The sequence below is a fragment of the Oxalobacter aliiformigenes genome (genome assembly GCF_027116575.1).
GTDB lineage: Bacteria > Pseudomonadota > Gammaproteobacteria > Burkholderiales > Burkholderiaceae_D > Oxalobacter > Oxalobacter aliiformigenes.
The window spans coordinates 1773231-1791701 of the sequence record NZ_CP098252.1; the positions used below are offsets into that span (position 1 = coordinate 1773231).

At 50.2% G+C, this 18471-nt stretch carries 14 protein-coding genes; 7 read left to right on the forward strand and 7 right to left on the reverse strand.

The window, feature by feature from the left end; translation table 11 throughout:
* Positions 1-52: 52 nt before the first annotated feature.
* The 3 genes from purL to ompR all read right to left on the reverse strand — a co-directional run bounded on the left by purL (position 53) and on the right by ompR (position 6287).
* Positions 53-4006 carry a phosphoribosylformylglycinamidine synthase gene (gene purL / locus NB647_RS08240; RefSeq protein WP_269282919.1) on the reverse strand — a complete coding sequence of 1318 codons (3954 nt, stop codon included), beginning with the start codon at positions 4004-4006 and terminating at the stop codon, positions 53-55.
* Between the two features lie 128 nt (positions 4007-4134).
* Positions 4135-5526: an ATP-binding protein gene (locus tag NB647_RS08245; protein ID WP_269264132.1), complete on the reverse strand. Its 1392-nt coding sequence runs from the start codon at positions 5524-5526 to the stop codon at positions 4135-4137.
* 11 nt (positions 5527-5537) lie between these two features.
* Positions 5538-6287 carry an osmolarity response regulator transcription factor OmpR gene (gene ompR / locus NB647_RS08250; protein WP_269265858.1) on the reverse strand — a complete coding sequence of 250 codons (750 nt, stop codon included), beginning with the start codon at positions 6285-6287 and terminating at the stop codon, positions 5538-5540.
* Positions 6288-6481: 194 nt separating this feature from the next.
* On the opposite strand from ompR, the gene NB647_RS08255 reads away from it, so the two are divergent.
* The 5 genes from NB647_RS08255 (at position 6482) to thpR (ending at position 11447) form a co-directional block, all read left to right on the forward strand.
* A complete protein-coding gene (locus NB647_RS08255) occupies positions 6482-6820 on the forward strand; it encodes a hypothetical protein (RefSeq protein WP_269282921.1) in 339 nt (112 codons plus the stop codon).
* A gap of 207 nt (positions 6821-7027) precedes the next feature.
* Positions 7028-7291 carry a type B 50S ribosomal protein L31 gene (locus tag NB647_RS08260; protein WP_269264134.1) on the forward strand — a complete coding sequence of 88 codons (264 nt, stop codon included), beginning with the start codon at positions 7028-7030 and terminating at the stop codon, positions 7289-7291.
* Positions 7292-7375: 84 nt separating this feature from the next.
* Positions 7376-9127 carry an ArnT family glycosyltransferase gene (locus tag NB647_RS08265; RefSeq protein ID WP_269264135.1) on the forward strand — a complete coding sequence of 584 codons (1752 nt, stop codon included), beginning with the start codon at positions 7376-7378 and terminating at the stop codon, positions 9125-9127.
* Entirely contained in the window at positions 9124-10524 is a 1401-nt protein-coding gene (locus NB647_RS08270) for an MATE family efflux transporter (protein WP_269282922.1), read from the forward strand. The genes NB647_RS08265 and NB647_RS08270 overlap by 4 nt, the downstream gene beginning before the upstream one ends.
* A gap of 368 nt (positions 10525-10892) precedes the next feature.
* A complete protein-coding gene (gene thpR / locus NB647_RS08275) occupies positions 10893-11447 on the forward strand; it encodes an RNA 2',3'-cyclic phosphodiesterase (protein WP_269282924.1) in 555 nt (184 codons plus the stop codon).
* A gap of 289 nt (positions 11448-11736) precedes the next feature.
* Here the strand turns inward: thpR and NB647_RS08280 are convergent, their stop codons facing one another.
* A complete protein-coding gene (locus tag NB647_RS08280; protein ID WP_269264138.1) occupies positions 11737-12513 on the reverse strand; it encodes a tRNA threonylcarbamoyladenosine dehydratase in 777 nt (258 codons plus the stop codon).
* A gap of 488 nt (positions 12514-13001) precedes the next feature.
* Here NB647_RS08280 and NB647_RS08285 point away from each other — a divergent pair, with 488 nt between their 5' ends.
* Entirely contained in the window at positions 13002-14225 is a 1224-nt protein-coding gene (locus NB647_RS08285; protein WP_269264139.1) for an SAM-dependent methyltransferase, read from the forward strand.
* A gap of 52 nt (positions 14226-14277) precedes the next feature.
* On the opposite strand, the gene msrA is transcribed toward NB647_RS08285, so the two are convergent.
* Positions 14278-14817, reverse strand: a complete 540-nt coding sequence (msrA, locus tag NB647_RS08290; RefSeq protein ID WP_269282926.1) for a peptide-methionine (S)-S-oxide reductase MsrA — start codon at positions 14815-14817, stop codon at positions 14278-14280.
* 265 nt (positions 14818-15082) lie between these two features.
* On the opposite strand from msrA, the gene NB647_RS08295 reads away from it, so the two are divergent.
* The gene (locus NB647_RS08295) at positions 15083-15586 is read left to right on the forward strand and encodes a universal stress protein (RefSeq protein WP_269282928.1); all 504 of its coding nucleotides are present in this window, start codon (positions 15083-15085) and stop codon (positions 15584-15586) included.
* 973 nt (positions 15587-16559) lie between these two features.
* Here the strand turns inward: NB647_RS08295 and NB647_RS08300 are convergent.
* Positions 16560-17585, reverse strand: a complete 1026-nt coding sequence (locus tag NB647_RS08300; protein ID WP_269282931.1) for an L-threonylcarbamoyladenylate synthase — start codon at positions 17583-17585, stop codon at positions 16560-16562.
* 4 nt (positions 17586-17589) lie between these two features.
* Entirely contained in the window at positions 17590-18468 is an 879-nt protein-coding gene (locus NB647_RS08305; RefSeq protein ID WP_269264145.1) for a phosphoribosylaminoimidazolesuccinocarboxamide synthase, read from the reverse strand.
* Positions 18469-18471: the final 3 nt, after the last annotated feature.

Here is an 18471-nt window from a genome sequence, read left to right on the forward strand (position 1 = left end):
AGGAAACTGCCTTCGCTTACAGGCAGTTTCCCTGATTGCAGTACAGGCCGATTCATCCAATCCATTTACGGGCATTGCGGAACATGCGCATCCAGGGTGAACATTCTCCCCAGAAATCCGGAGCCCAGGATTGTTGCACCGTTTTAAACACCCTTTCGGCATGCGGCATCAGTACCGTAAAGCGGCCATCAGGGGTCGTCACGGATGTAATACCCTGCGGAGAACCATTCGGATTCAAGGGATAAACTTCCGTCGGCATGCCATTATGATCGATATAACGCATGGCAACGAGAACCTTGCCCATATCTCCCTGTTGCGAAAAATCGGCCCTGCCTTCCCCGTGTGAAACCACAATCGGGGCTTTCAGTCCATCCATATCCCTGAAAAATATGGACGGCGACTTCGGAATCTCGACCATCACAAAACGGGCTTCGAACTGTTCCGAACGGTTACGGACAAACTTGGGCCATGCTTCGGCCCCCGGGATGATCGTTGCCAGATTGCTCATCATCTGACAGCCATTGCAAATACCCAGTGCAAAAGTATCCTGCCGGACGAAAAAGGTTTCGAACTGTTCTTTCAGTCTCTCATTGAACAGAATCGTTTTCGCCCATCCTTCTCCGGCGCCCAATACGTCTCCATAGGAAAAACCGCCGACGGCGACCATGCCCTTGCAGTCGTCCAGAGACAGTCTTCCGTCAATCAGATCGCTCATATGCACATCGACCGATTCAAACCCTGCCTTGTGCATGACATAAGCCGTTTCAACGTGGGAATTGGATCCCTGTTCACGCAGTATGGCGACACGCGGACGGATTCCCCTGGCAATAAACGGCGCCGCAATATCTTCTTCCATATCGAAAGGCACCAGTGGCGTCATTCCGGGATCGGACGTATCCAGAATCCGGTCATATTCCATATCCGCACATTCGGGATTGTCCCGCAAGCGGGCAATACGCCAGCTCGTTTCACTCCACAAGCGATGCAGACCGACACGGGAATGGGTATAAACAGGCATACCGCGCAATTTGAATTCCAGTATCTCGCCCTCGGTTACGGAACCCAGATAATGGGTGGCCGCTTCAAGACCGGCTGTCCTCAGCCTTGATTTCACCTTGTCCAGATCACTGAAACGGACCTGAATGACGGCTCCCAGTTCCTCATTGAACAGTACGGAGAGAAGGTTCTCCCTATCCGAACCTTTGGCAAGAGCGGCATTGACGACATAATCCAGATCGATATCCAGCCCGCAACGGCTTGCGAAAGCCATTTCACACAAGGTGGCAAACAACCCGCCATCGGAACGGTCATGATAGGCCAGAAGCACCCCGTCACGATTCAGTTTCTGTATCGCGACAAAAAATGCTTTCAGGTCATTTGCACTGTCGACATCCGGTACCGATGAACCGATCTGCCGGGTAACCTGGGCCAGTGCCGAAGCACCCATCCGGTTTTTTCCCCGACCAAGATCAATCAGAATAAGTGCCGTTTCCCCGGCATCCAGATCCAGTTGCGGAGTCAACGCACCGCGAACATCGGTCACCGGCGAGAAAGCGGAAACAATCAGGGAAACAGGTGACATGACTTCTTTTTCGGTCTCACCATCCTTCCAGGTCGTTCTCATCGAAAGAGAGTCCTTGCCGACCGGAATGCTGATCCCCAGTTGAGGGCAAAGATCAAGTCCGACGGCCCTGACGGTATCGAACAGCGCCGCATCCTGTCCGGACTGTCCGCAGGCGGCCATCCAGTTGGCAGACAGCTTGATATCGGAAATATCATCTATCGGAGCGGAAGCGATATTGGTCAGTGCCTCACCGATTGCCATGCGACCTGAAGCCGGTGCATCGATAACGGCCAGCGGCGTTCTTTCACCCATTGCCATCGCCTCGCCTGCATAGCCCTCGAAACTCATCAGCGTCACGGCACAATCCGCCACAGGAACCTGCCAGGGGCCGACCATCTGGTCCCGGCTCGTCAAACCGCCAACGGAACGGTCCCCAATCGTGACCAGAAACGACTTGTCACCTACGGTCGGCAACAGCATGACATCACGCGCGACCGTCTCCAGATCGAGCTGATCCAGTCTGACGGAAGGATAATGATGCACGACATGAGTGACATCACGATGCATCTTCGGAGGTTTGCCCAACAGGACATCCATCGGCATATCGACCGGATTGTTGCCATATTCCGGATCGATGACTTTCAGTTGCCTTTCTTCCGTCGCCACGCCGACGATAGCGTAAGGACACCGTTCACGGCCGCACAACTGGTCAAACAGTTCGATATTTTCCTGGGCAACAGCCAGTACATACCGTTCCTGCGATTCGTTACTCCATATTTCGCGTGGCGACAGGCCGCTTTCTTCCAGCGGCACGTTTCGCAAATCGAATACGGCGCCCCTGTTGGCATCATGAGTGATTTCAGGAAACGCGTTCGACAGCCCCCCTGCACCGACATCATGAATGGAAAGGATCGGATTGTTTTCCTTCAACGCCCAGCAGGCATTGATGACTTCCTGTGCACGACGCTGCATTTCAGGATTGCCGCGCTGGACAGAATCGAAATCCAGATCCGCTGTATTGGCGCCTGTCGCCATGGAAGACGCCGCGCCACCTCCCATACCAATACGCATTCCGGGACCGCCCAGCTGGATCAGAAGCGTTCCGACCGGAAGAGGATCTTTCTTTGCGTGGATATCCGCTATCGAACCGATACCACCTGCTATCATGATCGGTTTGTGGTAACCGAATACCTTTCTGTTGACGTTCTGTTCATAGGTACGGAAATAGCCGGTCAGATTGGGACGGCCGAATTCATTATTGAACGCGGCACCGCCAATCGGCCCTTCAATCATGATCTGCAAAGGCGATGCGATCCTGTCGGGTTTTCCGTATACCGTATTGCCATCGTTTTTCTTTGCCGCTGTAACATCCTCATCGCTTTCCCAGCTTCGCAATGCACCCGGCAATTGCAGGTTGGATACCGTAAAACCGGTCAGACCGGCCTTCGGTTTTGCGCCACGTCCTGTTGCGCCTTCATCGCGTATTTCGCCCCCGGAGCCCGTCGCCGCGCCCGGAAAAGGAGAAATGGCTGTGGGATGATTGTGCGTTTCCACTTTCATCAGAATATGGGCCAACTCCTCATTGGGACGATAAACATAATCCCCTTTTCCTCCCTGAGGATAAAAACGCATGACTTTCTTGCCTTCGATAATGGAGGAATTGTCCTTGTAGGCAACGATCGTTTTTCCGGGATGCTTTTCATGCGTATTGCGGATCATGGCAAAAAGCGAACCGGACTGGTCTTCTCCATCAATCGTCCAGTCCGCATTGAAAATCTTGTGCCGGCAATGTTCGCTGTTCGCCTGTGCGAACATCATCAGTTCGACATCGGTCGGATTGCGTCCGGCTTTCGCAAAAGCATCCAGAAGATAATCGACCTCGTCATCGGAAAGAGCCAGCCCCAGTTCCCCGTTGGCTCTGACGAGTGCATCTTTCCCTCCTGAAAGAATATCGACCGATTCCAGCGGCTTCGCTTCCAGTTCCCGGAACAATACGTCGGCATCGTCACGTCTGGCGATCACCATTTCCGTCATCCGGTCATGCAGCTTGCCTGCCAGTGCCAGCCGTTTCTCATCCGAAACAGCCGCAGCGTCATTTTGACGCTGTATGCGATAGGATACCCCCCGTTCGACACGCCTTACGTCCTCCAGTCCGCAATTATGGACGATATCAGTCGCCTTGGAAGACCATGGAGAAATGGTTCCGGCCCGTGGAACGACCACATACTCCTCCCCCTTTTCCGGACCGGCAAAAGGATCGCCATAAGTCAACAATGTCGATAAACGGGACAATTCTTCTTTCGAAAGTGCATCGCCTCCGTCTATAAAATGAAGATATCGTGCAGCGACTTCCGTAATGGCAGGATCGATTTCCTGCAAGGCTGACAAAAGACGTTTGGCACGGAAAGCGGACAAGGCATTGGAGCCCGGCAGAATAAGCATAGCGTATGTATAAGAAAGGAAAAAACGGAACAAACTGACAAAGCGGTATTATACCCTTGCCGTCGAAACAGAAACAGACAGGTTCTGAAAAAGTGAAACAGCCCCTCCCCCCGCGAAACACAATGAATTCATTTCGGCGTTTTCACTGCAGGAAAAGAAACCGAGACGACAAAACCGCCCCTTTCCCTGTTTCCCAATTGGACAAGACCACGGTAACGTTTGGCAATTCTTGAGACAATCGCCAGCCCCAGACCCGATCCGTTCGCCTGTCCTCTCGCATCATCAAGACGCGTAAAAGGCCGCAACATCCGTTCGAAATCCGATTCCGGAACACCGACGCCGTTATCGGCAAACTCGATTCTCACTTTGTCACCTTCGCGACTGCACACCATATCGACTTCGGCCAGCCCGCTTTCCGGCGTCCGTCCGTAACGCTGCGCATTGGTCAGGATATTGTTGACCAGACGCCTGATATCGACTTCACTTGCCAAAATGGACAGGCCTTTTTCTATACTGACATTCAGTTTCAGTCCCGGACGTCTTTCGGCCTCATCCGCCATAACCTGCAAAAGCGAGCTGATATCGACCGTTTCGGAAGCCGCCGGCGCTCCCAGCCGGGCATAATCCAGAAACTGGCCGACGATGGCATCCATTTGTGAAATATCGGCCTGCATGCCTTCCCTGCTTTCTTCCGGCAAGGAAGACATCTCGAGTTCCAGACGCATGCGTGCCAAAGGCGTTCTCAAATCATGGGATATCCCCGCCAGAATTTCCGTCCTGTCCTGATCGACACGTTCAAGATCTTTCACCATCTGGTTGAAACTGTGATTGGCGGCCCTGATCTCGGTCACGCCTTTCTCCGGCAACGGCTCCGGCAGTTTTCCGTTCGCCATCTGGCGGGCAGCGTATGCCAGTCTGGCCAGCGGCTCATTCAGCAATCTTGAGATGAATCCCGCTCCCGACAGGGACAACACCAGCACAATACCGCTCCAGCCCAGCCAGCGCAGGCCGGAAATATCCCTGACGCGTCCGTTATCCAGCCGCAACCAGTAAATGTCGTCTTCCTCCAGCTTGAAACTTATCCAGAATCCGGGCATATCATTGACATTGGGAGAAAGAATCGTGTCATCTCCCATTTTCTGCTGTATGTAGGGAAGCATGTTCTGCATCAGATCGTCGCCACGGGTGATCGGTTCGATCTGGTCTGTAGGTTCAAGAGGATATATCCTGATACCTTCATTGCTGGCAAGATCAAAAAGAAGCTCACGTCTTGATTCCGGTTCAGAATGTACCAGTGCCGCCCGGGTAATCGTAACCAGCGATACCACCTGCTCGGCGATCGACCGTGCACGCGACCCCCGCTGTTCGAGGCGAAAGCTTGAAATCCAGGCGCCCATGCTGATGACCAGCAGAATCCCCACCAGAAAAAAAGTGCGCCAGAACAGACTGCTTTTCCACCACGGCACGGGTGAAACCGGCAATATGGACTGTGTGGACCTGTTCTGTATACTATCCGGCATTTTAACGAGGGTTATTGTGATACCCTGTCAGGAATGAAAACATAACCCAATCCCCATACTGTCTGGATATAAAGCGGATGGGACGGATCGGGTTCGATCAGTTTGCGCAACCGGGATATCTGGACATCCAGACTGCGGTCAAACACCTCATATTCCCGCCCTTTTGCCAGCGTCATGAGTTTGTCGCGGGACAAAGGCTGTCTTGCATGAGACGCAAATGCTTTCAGAACGGCAAACTCACCCGTTGTCAACGATACATTCTCGCCATTTTTTCTCAACGTACGGTTCCCCAAATCGAGCTGGAACTCCCCGAAATGGAAAACCTGCTGCGTCTCGGAAGGCGAACCGGGAATTTCCTCCGGATGCCTCCTTCTCAAAACCGCTGAAATCCGGGCAAGCAGCTCTCTTGGATTGAACGGCTTCGGCAAATAATCATCCGCCCCCATCTCGAGTCCGACAATCCTGTCCGTATCTTCCCCCTTGGCGGTCAGCATGATAATCGGAGTCTTGTCTCCTCCGCCACGCAAGCGGCGACAGATGGACAAACCGTCTTCTCCCGGCAACATCAGGTCCAGTACCAGCAAATCGAAACGTTCGCGCATCCAGAAACGGTTCATGCCTTGTGCATTTTCTGCTGTGGTCACAGCGAAACCATGTTCCGCAAGATAACGTCTTAGCAGATCTCTCAATCGGACATCATCATCAACCACCAGAATTTTGGTCTGACGTCCCGGTTTTTCCAAATTTTCTTCTGTACCCATAACGATATTGTCCAAAAATAAAAAATCCGTTAGAAAAAGACTAGACCAGAATGTAAAATTTCATGAAACAGCATTACACAAAGTTACAAACTTTAACGTTTTTTTATTACCTGTTACCCCTTTATTGTCTACACTTAGACAGAAATATTTCACTATCCCGATATTTGACAGCGGTATCTACCGATTGTAAAGACATGAAAGCTATATCACCATTTCTGCTCGGTTTTCTTCTCCTGATATCCGGGATGGATTTTCTGTTTGCGGCTCCCCCTTGCCCCGTTTATGGCAACGGACAAAACTGTTCCGTCTCCGGCACAAGAACAACGCCGTTCACCAAGGAGGAAAAAGCCCAGCGCCGCTCCCTGCGGCGCCAGCATACGCGTGAAGCCTATACTCAAAACGATATGACGCCCACCTCTTTTCAGGATGACGATTGCCATCGCTATCGCAAGGGGAAAAAAATGACAGCCGATGAACGCATGCGATTGAGGCAGCAAATCGATGAGGTCGGACAAAGTATCTATCATCAATAAACGATTTTCCAGATACAAAGAAATTATCAAAAAGTTGGCTGATGAATCTTTTTATGGCAAAATAGCTTGTTTAAAAGTTTTGGCTGATTCAGTAAACTTTTTCAATCTTACAATTTGACTTAAACCGTGCAAGTGGTCGGCAATCAGGTCAGGAAGCAGGTAGGACCTATGAAGTGCCGGCTGGCTACCAGCAATCAGAGGCAATAAATGAAAGAAGGCATCCATCCAGAGTATCGTGAAGTCGTGTTCCAGGACGTTTCTTGCGACTTTAAATTCATCACCCGTTCCACGATCCCGACACGTGAAACCATCATGTTCGAAGGCAAGGAATATCCCCTTGTGAAAGTTGAAGTTTCAGCTGAATCCCATCCTTTTTATACGGGTAAATACAAGATCGTCGATACGGCCGGCCGTGTTGAAAAGTTCCGCCAGAAATTCGGCAAAGTCGGTTCCAAGGTTTCTGCCGGTTAATATTCCAGTTTACAGGAAAGGCAGCTTCGGCTGCCTTTTTTTTCCGAATCCGTGTCTGGCTGAATTTAAAACCGTATTTCAACGATGTCCGATACACAGCCCAGTTTAATCCCGCCTGTCAAACCGGTCCGTCTGCCGGCTGCAGCGACACTGACTCTGCCACGCTGGGGAATCCTGTTGCTCTGCCTGCTCTATATACTGCCCGGACTGATCGGACGTGATCCCTGGAAAAACAGCGATGCTTCCGGTTTCGGAGTCATGTGGACCATGGCCCAAAACGGGTGGCAGGATTGGTTATGGCCGAATATCTCGGGACTTCCTGTTCCGGAATCCGGCCCGCTGGCCTTCTGGATCGGAGCCATCTGTATCAAGCTGTTCGGCGGAATATTGGGTGCACCGCTTTCGGCACGAATCGCCCCGCTGTGTTTTTTCCTGATCGGAGCCTATTCGGTATGGCATACGACTTACCTGCTTGGACGGCGCACGGAAGCGCAACCCATGCGCCTTGCATTTGGAGGACATCCTGAAACGCTCGCATATGGACGTGTGCTGGCCGACGGTGCGCTGCTGATTTATCTTGGTTGTCTCGGCCTGTTGATGCACAGCCATGAAACCAGTGTCGAGGCACTTTTTGTTGCCCTGATCGCTTATGCGCTTTACAGGTGCACCCGTTATATCGATTCTCCCACCATAAAAAACGCCTGTCTGCTCGGGCTGGCACTTGGCGCTCTGGCGCTGACCAATGGGCTGGTCACTCCCTGCGGGTTGTATCTGTGTTTCCTGATCGGTATCCTTTTCTGCAAGCCGCCCCGGCAAAAACACGCTATCAACCTTTTCGTTTCGTTCGCTGTTACACTCACCATTGTCGTTCTGTGGTGGGTTGTATTGAAATTGGCCCGTCCATACAACAGTTCGCCATTTCCGGCATGGCTTGTCTGGAATTCCATTCAGATCGGTTTGCCGACTTTCAGCTCCATCACCTATTTTTTCCGGAACGGCATATGGTTTTTCTGGCCTGCATGGCCTTTTGCAGGCTGGGCGATCTATGCATGGCGTCGGCAGTGGCGTTCCGCACATGTTCTGCTCCCCCTTTTATTCACGGCCACTTTTCTGGTTCTGGCCTTTTTCAACCCCCAGAAAGAAGAAACCGTCCTGCTTTCATTCTTGCCCCCTCTGGCCATCCTGGCCGCACTGGGTCTTCCGACCATGAAGCGTGGTGCAATCAATGCCATTGACTGGTTTTCGGTCATGACACTGACTTTGTGCGCCCTGTTTATCTGGCTGGCATGGTTTGCAAGACATACAGGATGGCCTGCCGGTATCGCCAGAAATGCCACCAAACTGGCCCCCGGTTTTCTTCCCGAATTCAATATTCCCGTCACGGCATTCGCCGCATGCGCCACCATAGGCTGGTTCGCCCTGGTATATTGGCGACTTTCACGCCAGCCATCCGTTTTATGGCGTGCCGTTGTTCTGTCAACCGGTGGCGTTATCTTGTGCTGGGTCCTGTTGGCTACCCTGTGGTTGCCATGGATCAATTACAGCAAGAGCTATGCAGGCATTGCAACAGAAATGGCTACCCGCATTCCCGACAAAAACAGCTGTATAAGCACCAATGTTTCCGCTGCCCAGAGGGCATCATTCGCATACTTCGGGAATCTCCGTTTCGAAGGTTTCGACGCGGAACCCTGCCATTATCTGCTATTGGGTGACCGTGTTTCCAAATACAACCGTCCCGTCTCGCCCAGAACCTACAAAAACATGAAACTGATCTGGGAAGGTCACCGCCCGAGTGATCGTGGCGAACGTTTCCGTCTCTACAAATCCGCAGAGTGAAAACGGCCCGGCGATCCACTCATCATACTGTCGATATCATCCGTCTGGCATTGCCCATCTGGATCGGTCAACTGGCCGCCATCGCCAACCCGGTTCTGGACACGGCCATGGTTTCCCGTTACTCGGTAACAGATCTGGGTGCCCTGGCAGTCGGAGCTTCCGTTTACATCAGCGTTTATGTCGCCCTGAATGGTGTCATGCAATCGCTGGCACCGACTTTCGGCCAATTGTACGGTGCCGGCAAATTCAGCGAAATGGGAAAGGAAGCCCGACAGGGGGTGTGGCTCGCCATTTTCCTGTCTCTGGCGGGTTCCGGTCTGTTATGTTTTCCCCAACCTCTTCTTGCAATTGCCGATGCCTCTCCTGAAGTAACGGAAAAAGCGACGCATTACCTTCGCATTCTGGCTTTTTCCTTGCCGGCATCCCTGAATTTCCTTGTCTACAATACCCTGAATAATGCCATGGCACGTCCGAAAATGGTCATGGCAATCCAGGTCACCGGTCTTTTGCTGAAAATACCTCTGAACACGCTGTTCATATTCGGCGGAATGGGTATTCCGGAATTTGGCGGCCCTGGCTGCGCACTCGCCACATTTGTCATCGTCTGGCTCGAGCTCACCATCGGCTGGCTGATTCTGCGCTTCAATCCTTTTTACAAAATACTCCACCTTTTCGGTAACGGTATCACCGGACCGCACTGGAAGTCCCTGAAAGCATTGTTTGCGCTGGGAATACCCATCGGGCTCAACTATTTCATCGAGGTCACCTCGTTCACATTCATGGCACTGTTCATTGCACGGCTTGGCGTCAATGCTGTGGCAGGACATCAAATCGTCGCGAATTTTTCAGGTGTTCTTTACATGTTGCCCTTGTCTCTCGCGAGCGCAACCGGTACATTGGTCGCCCAATCGATCGGTGCAAGACAGCCTGACCGGGCACGTGATATTTCCTCATCCGGAATACGTTTGTCGGCCATTCTGGCGATCATCGTAGCCGTTACAGTCTGGCTGGCAAAAGACCGGATTATCCGGTTATATACCGCCAGTGCAATCGTAGCCGCCAATGCATCGCCTCTTTTCCTTTTTTTGTGCAGTCTGCTTTTTTTCGATGCCATTCAGGTTACATCGTCTTACGTCCTTCGTGCCTACAAAGTCGTTCTGGCCCCGACGCTTCTGTATGTCCTGACACTCTGGTGCATAGGACTCGGATGCGGTTACACATTCGCTTTCGGGCTCGTTCCCTCCCTGATACCATCAAGGATCACAGGCTCATCCGGTTTCTGGTTCAGCAATTGCATCAGTCTGGTCATTCTTTCGGTTGGAATGAGCATTCTGTTGAGAAGAACCGAAAAGCAGGCCTGGAAACACATTGAACAAACACCGGACAAAACACCTTGATGGACTTTCATTATCAGGTTTTGGCCTGTCCCGACTTTCACAAAAAACGAAACAAAACCGCTTTTTCAGAAAACCGTAAAACAGCCAGTAAAACTATTCATACTGTGCCATTTCCGCAAAAGACGCCGCTCACAAATCGTGTTGACAAAATCTTGTTGCCCTTCCGGAAACAGTCCGGATATTTGTGGTTTGTCGTTTTTTGTTCATCACATCAAATAAATCCAGTTGCAGAAACATTTCATCGATACGGTTTCTGAATCTGGACACGCCAAAAGGTTTGTGACATCTTCCCTTTTTTATGGATACTGCCTTGACACCCCTGATCCCGGCTTGAACCCATTCCATCAAATTGCTTCATATAACACAAAATGACTGATTCACCCATACCCAAAAAACGTCAGAAAACGAAACGGCTCTTTCTTGCACTGTTGCCGGATCAAACAGTCGTCGAGCAACTGGCCAGACTGCAAAAAGACATCCCGGGCCGCAAAACACCACGGGAAAATCTGCACCTGACACTCGCTTTTCTGGGAAATCAGCCTGTTTCCGCCATCTCCGGACTGACAGATTTTCTGGATCATACTGAATTTGCGCCTTTCCGTCTGTCACTGGACAAAACCGGTTATTTTCCGAAAATCCGCCTGAGCTGGATCGGTCCGACCAGAATTCCGGAAGCACTGGACAAACTGCATGAAACGACACGGCAATTCCTGATTCCCGCCTACATCGAAAACAAAAAGGAAACATTCCGGCCTCACATCACTCTGGCCCGGCAATCGGTTTTACCGGACATAAAAATCAATGCCCCGATAATATGGCAAGTCAACCGTTTTGCCCTGATGCAATCCGTCCTGAACCCCGAACCCGGCGGACACCCGGGGTATCATATCCTGCACGAAATTGCTGCCAGCGTCCCACATTGAAAAGAACATTTCGCCTGTTCACAGGAAACAGGCATAAAATGCGAATGCGAAAACAATGAATAGGGCTCTTCCTTTTGTCAATTATTCCCATTCCATCCGCCCAAGTGATGATGCAACGGCTTTCCGATTCCCTCATACACAGACAACCTGTGAAAAATCCCGGATTTTTACGCCTTTTTCATTGCCTGTCATTTCATTTTCCTGGCCAAAAGAGTAAAAATACTTCCCGGAACTTTCAGGGAAATCGCCAGCGCAACGCAGCGCCTTTCGGATAACCGACCTCTTATCCTTAAACCGCCGCAATACGCTTCAATACATAAGATGCGGCGGCCAGTCCGAAACTGGCTGTGACAGCCATGGTCGTTCCGAATCCGGCAGGATTCAGTCCTGCAATCACTCCGGAACTTCGTTCGTTATCGTCCCCTGAACCAGGATACCGTACCGGTTCAAGTGAATAAACGGCATCAATACCGAACTTGTTTTTGGGATTGCGGGTGAAACCATACTGTGAACGCAAACGCTTGCGCACTTTTGCCAGTAAAGGTTCCTGTTGCGTTCTGGACAAATCGCATATATCGATTCGTGTCGGATCAAGCTGTCCTCCCGCACTTCCGACAGTAATCAACGGTATGGCATGATCCCGGCAATAAGCGATAAGCGCGGCCTTGTCCTTGACGCTGTCAATGGCATCAATAACAAAATCGAATCTGTTTTTTCCTACCAGTTCGTCAATATTTCCGGATGTCAGAAAAAGCCGGACCGCATCGACCTTGCATAATGGGTTTATTCCTGCAATCCGCTCAGCCAGCACCGATACTTTCGCCTTGCCCAATGTATCGCTTAGTGCCTGAAGCTGCCTGTTTATATTGGACTCGACGACGACATCACCATCAATCAGTGTCAAACGCCCGATACCGCTTCTGGCCAACGTCTCCACTGCCCATGACCCGACACCACCGACACCGATCACGCCGACATGAGCCTGTTTTAAACGATTGAATCCATCTGTACCGAACAGCCTGACCGATCCGGCAAACCGGACAGACATGTCTGAATAATCTGTCATTGGAAATCTTGTTTCTTTTGTCATCAAGCCAGAAAAAGCAAACCATATTGCAGAAAATACCTGTTCTTCAGCAAACGGCTGAATCGACTCTGTCAAAGAGATCGTGTACCATCCTTTTCAGTGTACTGCGCAAAACCGGGTGGCGAAATATCAGTTTATCGAACAAACAGGTACCCGCCAACGCTTTCAACGTTTATCGGCGAAAACGGGATAAGCCTGAAAACGCCAATCATACGGTTATCTTTCAGAAAGTACAGGGACTTCATGAAACGGGCTGGGCGCTTGTATTATCAATTTTTTCTGAATATGCAAGCAAATTCATATTAACGATTTCATCCTCCCTATTTTCCAACATAATAGAGAAGACGTCTTACAGAGAGAAACAAACTGATTTAAAATCTAGCGCAATAATAACGTGTCTTTTGTCGGCACTCCGAACAGGCACACGAAGGAATTTTCAGATTAAACCATCTTAAGGAGGGATAACTGTGTTCTGGGAAAAGAAACTGGAAAACTGGGTCAACGACATCCGTAAAACGTCACCATTGCCACTGCGTCTGGAACTCTGGACCGGACAAAAATACGACCTCAATCCAAATGAAGACCCGAAAGTCGTTATCAGAATACCTGAACTGGCATCCCTGAGCTATCTTCTGAAACCCACCCTGGACAATCTGGGTACTGCTTACGTCGAAGGCAAAATAGAAGTACAGGGCACATTGAACGACATGATCACGATGGGCAACTCCCTGGCTGACATGTTCGATACTCCAGCCTCGACGACAGCCGCCAAATTCAGACATTATTTTGGAGGCCGTCACAACCGCAAGATCGATGCCGAATCCATTGGCTATCACTATGACGTATCCAACGAATTTTACCAACAGTGGCTTGATCCCAATATGGTTTATTCCTGTGGTTATTTCGAGAACGGTGATGAGGATCTTGCCACGGCACAAATCAAGAAAATCGATCATATCCTGACAAAAATCCGGGTGCGTCCGGGTGACCGGTTACTGGACATCGGTTGCGGTTGGGGAGCGCTCGCCATCAGGGCGGCGGAAAAATTCGGTGCCAGTGTCGTCGGTATCACTCTTTCCAAAAACCAGTATGAACTGGCACGCCAGCGCGTCAGGGAAAAAGGTCTGGAAGACAAAATCGATATCCGCATCCAGGATTACCGGGATGTAACCGGACAGTTCGACCGGATCACCAGCGTCGGCATGTTCGAACATGTCGGTCTTCGCTATCTCGTCGATTATTTCAAGATCATCAACAGACTCCTCAAGGATGACGGGATCGCAATGAATCATGGTATCACCAGCTGTGATCCCGATAGCGGCGAAACTCCTTTCGGAGGCGGCGAATTCATTGAAAAATATGTTTTCCCGAATGGCGAACTGCCCCACATCGGACTTGTACTCAAAAACATGCAGGAAGCCGGACTGGAAGCGCTCGATATCGAAAACCTGCGTCATCACTACGCCAAAACCTGTGGTATCTGGGCAGAAAATTTCGAAAAGGCGACTTCTGCCATCAAACAGCTGACTGACGAAAAACGCTATCGTATATGGCGTGTCTATCTGGCAGGCTGCTCATACGCTTTTGCACTTGATCGTGTTGCCATCTTCCAGGTTGTTTGCATCAAGTCTGGCCGTACTTCTCCCTTGCTGCCCATGTCCAGAAACTACATATACGAGAAAAAAGACTGACAATAACCCGTCGTCCGATTCCGCAATGCCCGGAAAACCCGGGCATTGCATTTTATCTGACGTCTTCTTTCAGCTGATCCATAAACATTTCCCTGAATTTGGCCACTTTGGGCTCAATCACATAAGCACAATATCCCTGCTCCGGATTCTGGCGGTAAAAATCCTTGTGGTAATATTCAGCCGGATAAAAACCCGAAAACGGGACAAGTTCCGTTACCAGAGGCGCTGTCCAGACTTTCTCCATTGCAACCATGATTTCTCTGGCAATTTTTTCCTGTTCCGGTGAATGGTAAAAAATAATGGATCTGTACTGTGGCCCTATATCGTTTCCCTGCTGATTCGGCGTTGTCGGATCATGAATGGCAAAAAAGACATTCAATATATCCGCATAACCAATGATATCCGCATCGAATGTGATTTGAACCACTTCCGCATGGCCCGTCGTCCCTTCACAGACCTGCCGATAGGAAGGATTCTCGACATGGCCTCCCGCATACCCGGACACAACATCTGTTACCCCTTTCAACTGCTGGAATACAGCCTCCAGACACCAGAAACATCCCCCTCCAAGAGTCGCTTTTTCAAGTCTCATATGACAGATCTCCAACTAATCAGGAACAGCAGGTTTACAAAGAGATACATTCAGCAAGAATAATAAACTGTTTTTAAAAAGTTTTTTGATTTATATATAAAAATTGAAGTATATATCAGTTTATTTCGAATTGACGGTAAATACAAAAGACATAAGAATGAAAGAACACATGCTTGTTCAATACAGTTTGTAAAATAATGTTCGTGCGGAACATACCTATTTAATGGTTGTTCTGTTTTATATTGACTACTCAGGGAGAAAAATCATGTTCAAGAAAATACTCATCCCTACCGATGGTTCCGCCTTGGCAACCCAGGCAGCACTGGAAGGTATTGACTATGCAAAAAGGGTGGGCGCTGAAGTGATATGCGTTTATGTTGCCGGTGAAAACCAGGCGACTACCTTTGCTTTCTCCCCTCATGCCAAACAGGAAGTTCACTGGCCAACCGACAGCGAATACAAACAGATCGTTGCCGAAACATCCAAGGCAATCATGGCTCCTGTCCTCCAGGCCGCTTCGGATGCCGGTGTCAAGTTCAGCGAGGAAACTGATATTTCCAAATCGCCTTCGGCTTCCATTCTGGCAGCAGCCGAAAAAAATGGATGCGATCTGATTTTCATGGCCTCGCGTGGTAATACCGGCTGGGAAAAGGTGCTGCTGGGCAGTATTGCTGCCAAGGTCATTGCGTCCAGCCCGATCCCTGTACTGGTCTACAAGGTACAGAAAGATCAGCTGCCAAAATACACTGATTATTTCCCGGAAGTATAATTGTTCCGTATGCCGTTTCGCCGTTATGTTCCATACCGGCGAAACGGTTGTTTTCACCAGTTTCCAACCTTCCGCTTGCCTGTTCCGGATAGCCTGTTTTGTTGACAGATATTCGACAAAAACATTTTTCGATATTGTCCCGACACCACATATTGATAGTGTGCTTCCCGGGATTAGTGCAAGGAACCGGCTGCTTCCTTTTCTTCCTGAACGTCCCCTTTATGGACCGGGCGGACATTCTCGCCCCGTTTGCGACTTGGTGCAATCTTGTCCACGTTCCCGATACGAACCGTTTTCCTGTAAAAGCAAAAACAAGAATCGCCATTGACAGTCCGGTACATATTTCCCGCCTGAAAACTTACCAGTAACAATACAGCTTGTAACGGCCACCCGGAGTCCAACAACAGATTATCCGGGAACAATATCATGTTCAAAAAGATACATTGTTCCGACTGACAACTCCATATTGATATCCCCGACAACAGGAAGACATCAAACTCGCAAATAATGGATGCCGAAACAACTTGTATTTTTGTCGCTGGTGAAAATCAAACTACCATTTCCGGTTCTCTCCAACAGACAATCACCGGACCGACGAAGAATATGCAAAAGTGGCCGGAGAAACGATGAATAAATTCTTCATGAGGCCAAACCGATTGGCTGGCGAAAGATCCCGAGTCTCCCTGACAGAGCAGACCGATATTTCCAGTTCACTTGCACGGCAATCATATTCTCTGTGAAGAAAAAATGGATGTGACCTGATTTACATAGGTATCCCGGGAACATGCAGGTCGGAAAAAATCTGTTCTGACCGAGCAGCCGTACAAGTCATAATGCAAATCTCATTTTCGTTCTGACATTTGAACCTTCGAAATACAGCAGATAACCTGTCATGACCTGATTCGCATGGTTCAGAAATGTTTTTACCGTTTCACCGGAGCAAAACCGCCTTGGCAAAATGGTGCCATTCATTTCAAGACGATTCGAGCAATCGTTCGATGATACCCTGACCATTACAAGCCGCACGCACCAGTCTGTCGTTCACGCCTTTCCAGACATCTGTATCAGGAGTTGCCTCTATGACAATGACATCAGCACCAGATTTGTCCAGTTTCCGCAATGAAGCATATAGCTGATGAGCATATACTTCAGATACACAAAACAATCCGATTTCTTCCTTCAAAGCCATTTTCCGTTCTGCAGGCAATGAAGAAAAATGCAGTAACGCAACCTGACATCCCCTGTTTTCCAGCCTGACAAGTGTCGGCAACAACTTGTCCGTCGGTACAAGTGCAACCGGTATATCCGGCGCATAATGGGACGCCAGTGTTCCGGAAGCACGCGGTGCATTGCGATCGGGTGCAATGGGTAATGCGCCGATCACATCTGCAATCTGTTGCGAACCGATCTTGCCGGGACGAAGCAGAACCGGCCCGACAGATTCCATACGAGAAAGATCGAGAATAGTCGACTCAATCCCGACTTCACTTTGCCCGCCATCCAGAATGGCCCCCAAACGCTCGTCTTCGCCGAACTCATCCCGGACATGCCGCGCTGTCGTTGGACTGACATGACCGAAGCGGTTGGCCGATGGTGCCGCAATACCGCCTCTTCCATGCCTGAAAACACGCAGCAAGGCCTGTGCGACCGGATGGGACGGACATCTCAGTCCAATCGAATCCTGTCCTCCCGCTACATCAGGAGGGATACGGGATGCCCGTTTGAGAATCAGAGTCAGCGGACCGGGCCAGAAAACATCCATCAGTTTCCTGGCTTCTTCAGGGATATGACTGGACCAGTAGCCGATATCCGCCCCGGGTGCGACATGCACGATAAGAGGATGACCGGACGGCCGGTTTTTCAATGCATAAATCGCCGCAACCGCTGAAGGATTTTCTGCATCCCCGCCCAATCCATACACCGTTTCCGTCGGAAAGGCAACCAGACGTCCTGCCTCGAGAATCCGTGCTGCCGCCAGAATATCGTCTGAATTATCCATTATGCTATGCAGTCAAAAGACGTAGCGCTTCATTGTATTTTTCCGTCGTTTTCCGGGCGACTTCTTCAGGCAGGCGGGGAGCAGGCGCTTTTTTGTCCCACGGCTGGGTTTCCAGCCAGTCGCGAACATATTGCTTGTCGAATGACGGAGGCGATATACCGACTTCATAACTGGCCGCAGGCCAGAAACGCGAGGAATCCGGCGTGAGGATTTCATCGATCAAATAGACGTTCCGGTTCTCATCAATACCGAATTCGAATTTGGTATCAGCAATCAGAATGCCTTTCGTCGCAGCGAAACCGGCCGCTTCCTTATACAGGGTAACGGCCAGATCACGTACTTTTTCGGCAACATCGGCTCCCACGATCTCTTTCATCTTTTCAAACGAAATATTCTGGTCATGTTCACCGACAGCAGCCTTGGTGGAAGGCGTGAAAATCACTTCCGGAAGTTTTTGCGCCTCTTTCAGACCTTCCGGCAACTTGATACCGCAAACAGCCCCGGTTTTCTGATAATCTTTCCAGCCCGTTCCGATAATATACCCACGGACTATCGCCTCGATAGGCAAAGGCTTGAATTTTCTGACGACGATCGCCCGGCCTCTGACCTGTTCGCGTTCTTCCGGAGCGACCAGTGACTCAGGATCGATATCCGTCATGTGATTGGGCATGAGTTTTCCGAACTTTTTGAACCAGAAATTCGACATGGCGGTCAGAATCCTGCCTTTCCCCGGAATGGGATCTTCCATAATCACATCAAAAGCAGACAACCGGTCAGTCTGCACGACCAGCATCTTGTCATCGCCAACCGCATAAATATCCCTGACTTTCCCCCTGTGCAGAAAAGGAAGGGATTTGATATTGGTTTTCATTAAACCCGGCATTGA

Coding starts and splice junctions, on each gene's coding strand:
- purL (WP_269282919.1), bottom strand. CDS start 4,006: ATGCTTATTCTGCCGGGCTCCAATGCCTTGTCCGCTTTCCGTGCCAAA.
- NB647_RS08245 (WP_269264132.1), bottom strand. CDS start 5,526: ATGCCGGATAGTATACAGAACAGGTCCACACAGTCCATATTGCCGGTT.
- ompR (WP_269265858.1), bottom strand. CDS start 6,287: ATGGGTACAGAAGAAAATTTGGAAAAACCGGGACGTCAGACCAAAATT.
- NB647_RS08255 (WP_269282921.1), top strand. CDS start 6,482: ATGAAAGCTATATCACCATTTCTGCTCGGTTTTCTTCTCCTGATATCC.
- NB647_RS08260 (WP_269264134.1), top strand. CDS start 7,028: ATGAAAGAAGGCATCCATCCAGAGTATCGTGAAGTCGTGTTCCAGGAC.
- NB647_RS08265 (WP_269264135.1), top strand. CDS start 7,376: ATGTCCGATACACAGCCCAGTTTAATCCCGCCTGTCAAACCGGTCCGT.
- thpR (WP_269282924.1), top strand. CDS start 10,893: ATGACTGATTCACCCATACCCAAAAAACGTCAGAAAACGAAACGGCTC.
- NB647_RS08280 (WP_269264138.1), bottom strand. CDS start 12,513: ATGACAGATTATTCAGACATGTCTGTCCGGTTTGCCGGATCGGTCAGG.
- msrA (WP_269282926.1), bottom strand. CDS start 14,817: ATGAGACTTGAAAAAGCGACTCTTGGAGGGGGATGTTTCTGGTGTCTG.
- NB647_RS08295 (WP_269282928.1), top strand. CDS start 15,083: ATGTTCAAGAAAATACTCATCCCTACCGATGGTTCCGCCTTGGCAACC.
- NB647_RS08300 (WP_269282931.1), bottom strand. CDS start 17,585: ATGGATAATTCAGACGATATTCTGGCGGCAGCACGGATTCTCGAGGCA.
- NB647_RS08305 (WP_269264145.1), bottom strand. CDS start 18,468: ATGCCGGGTTTAATGAAAACCAATATCAAATCCCTTCCTTTTCTGCAC.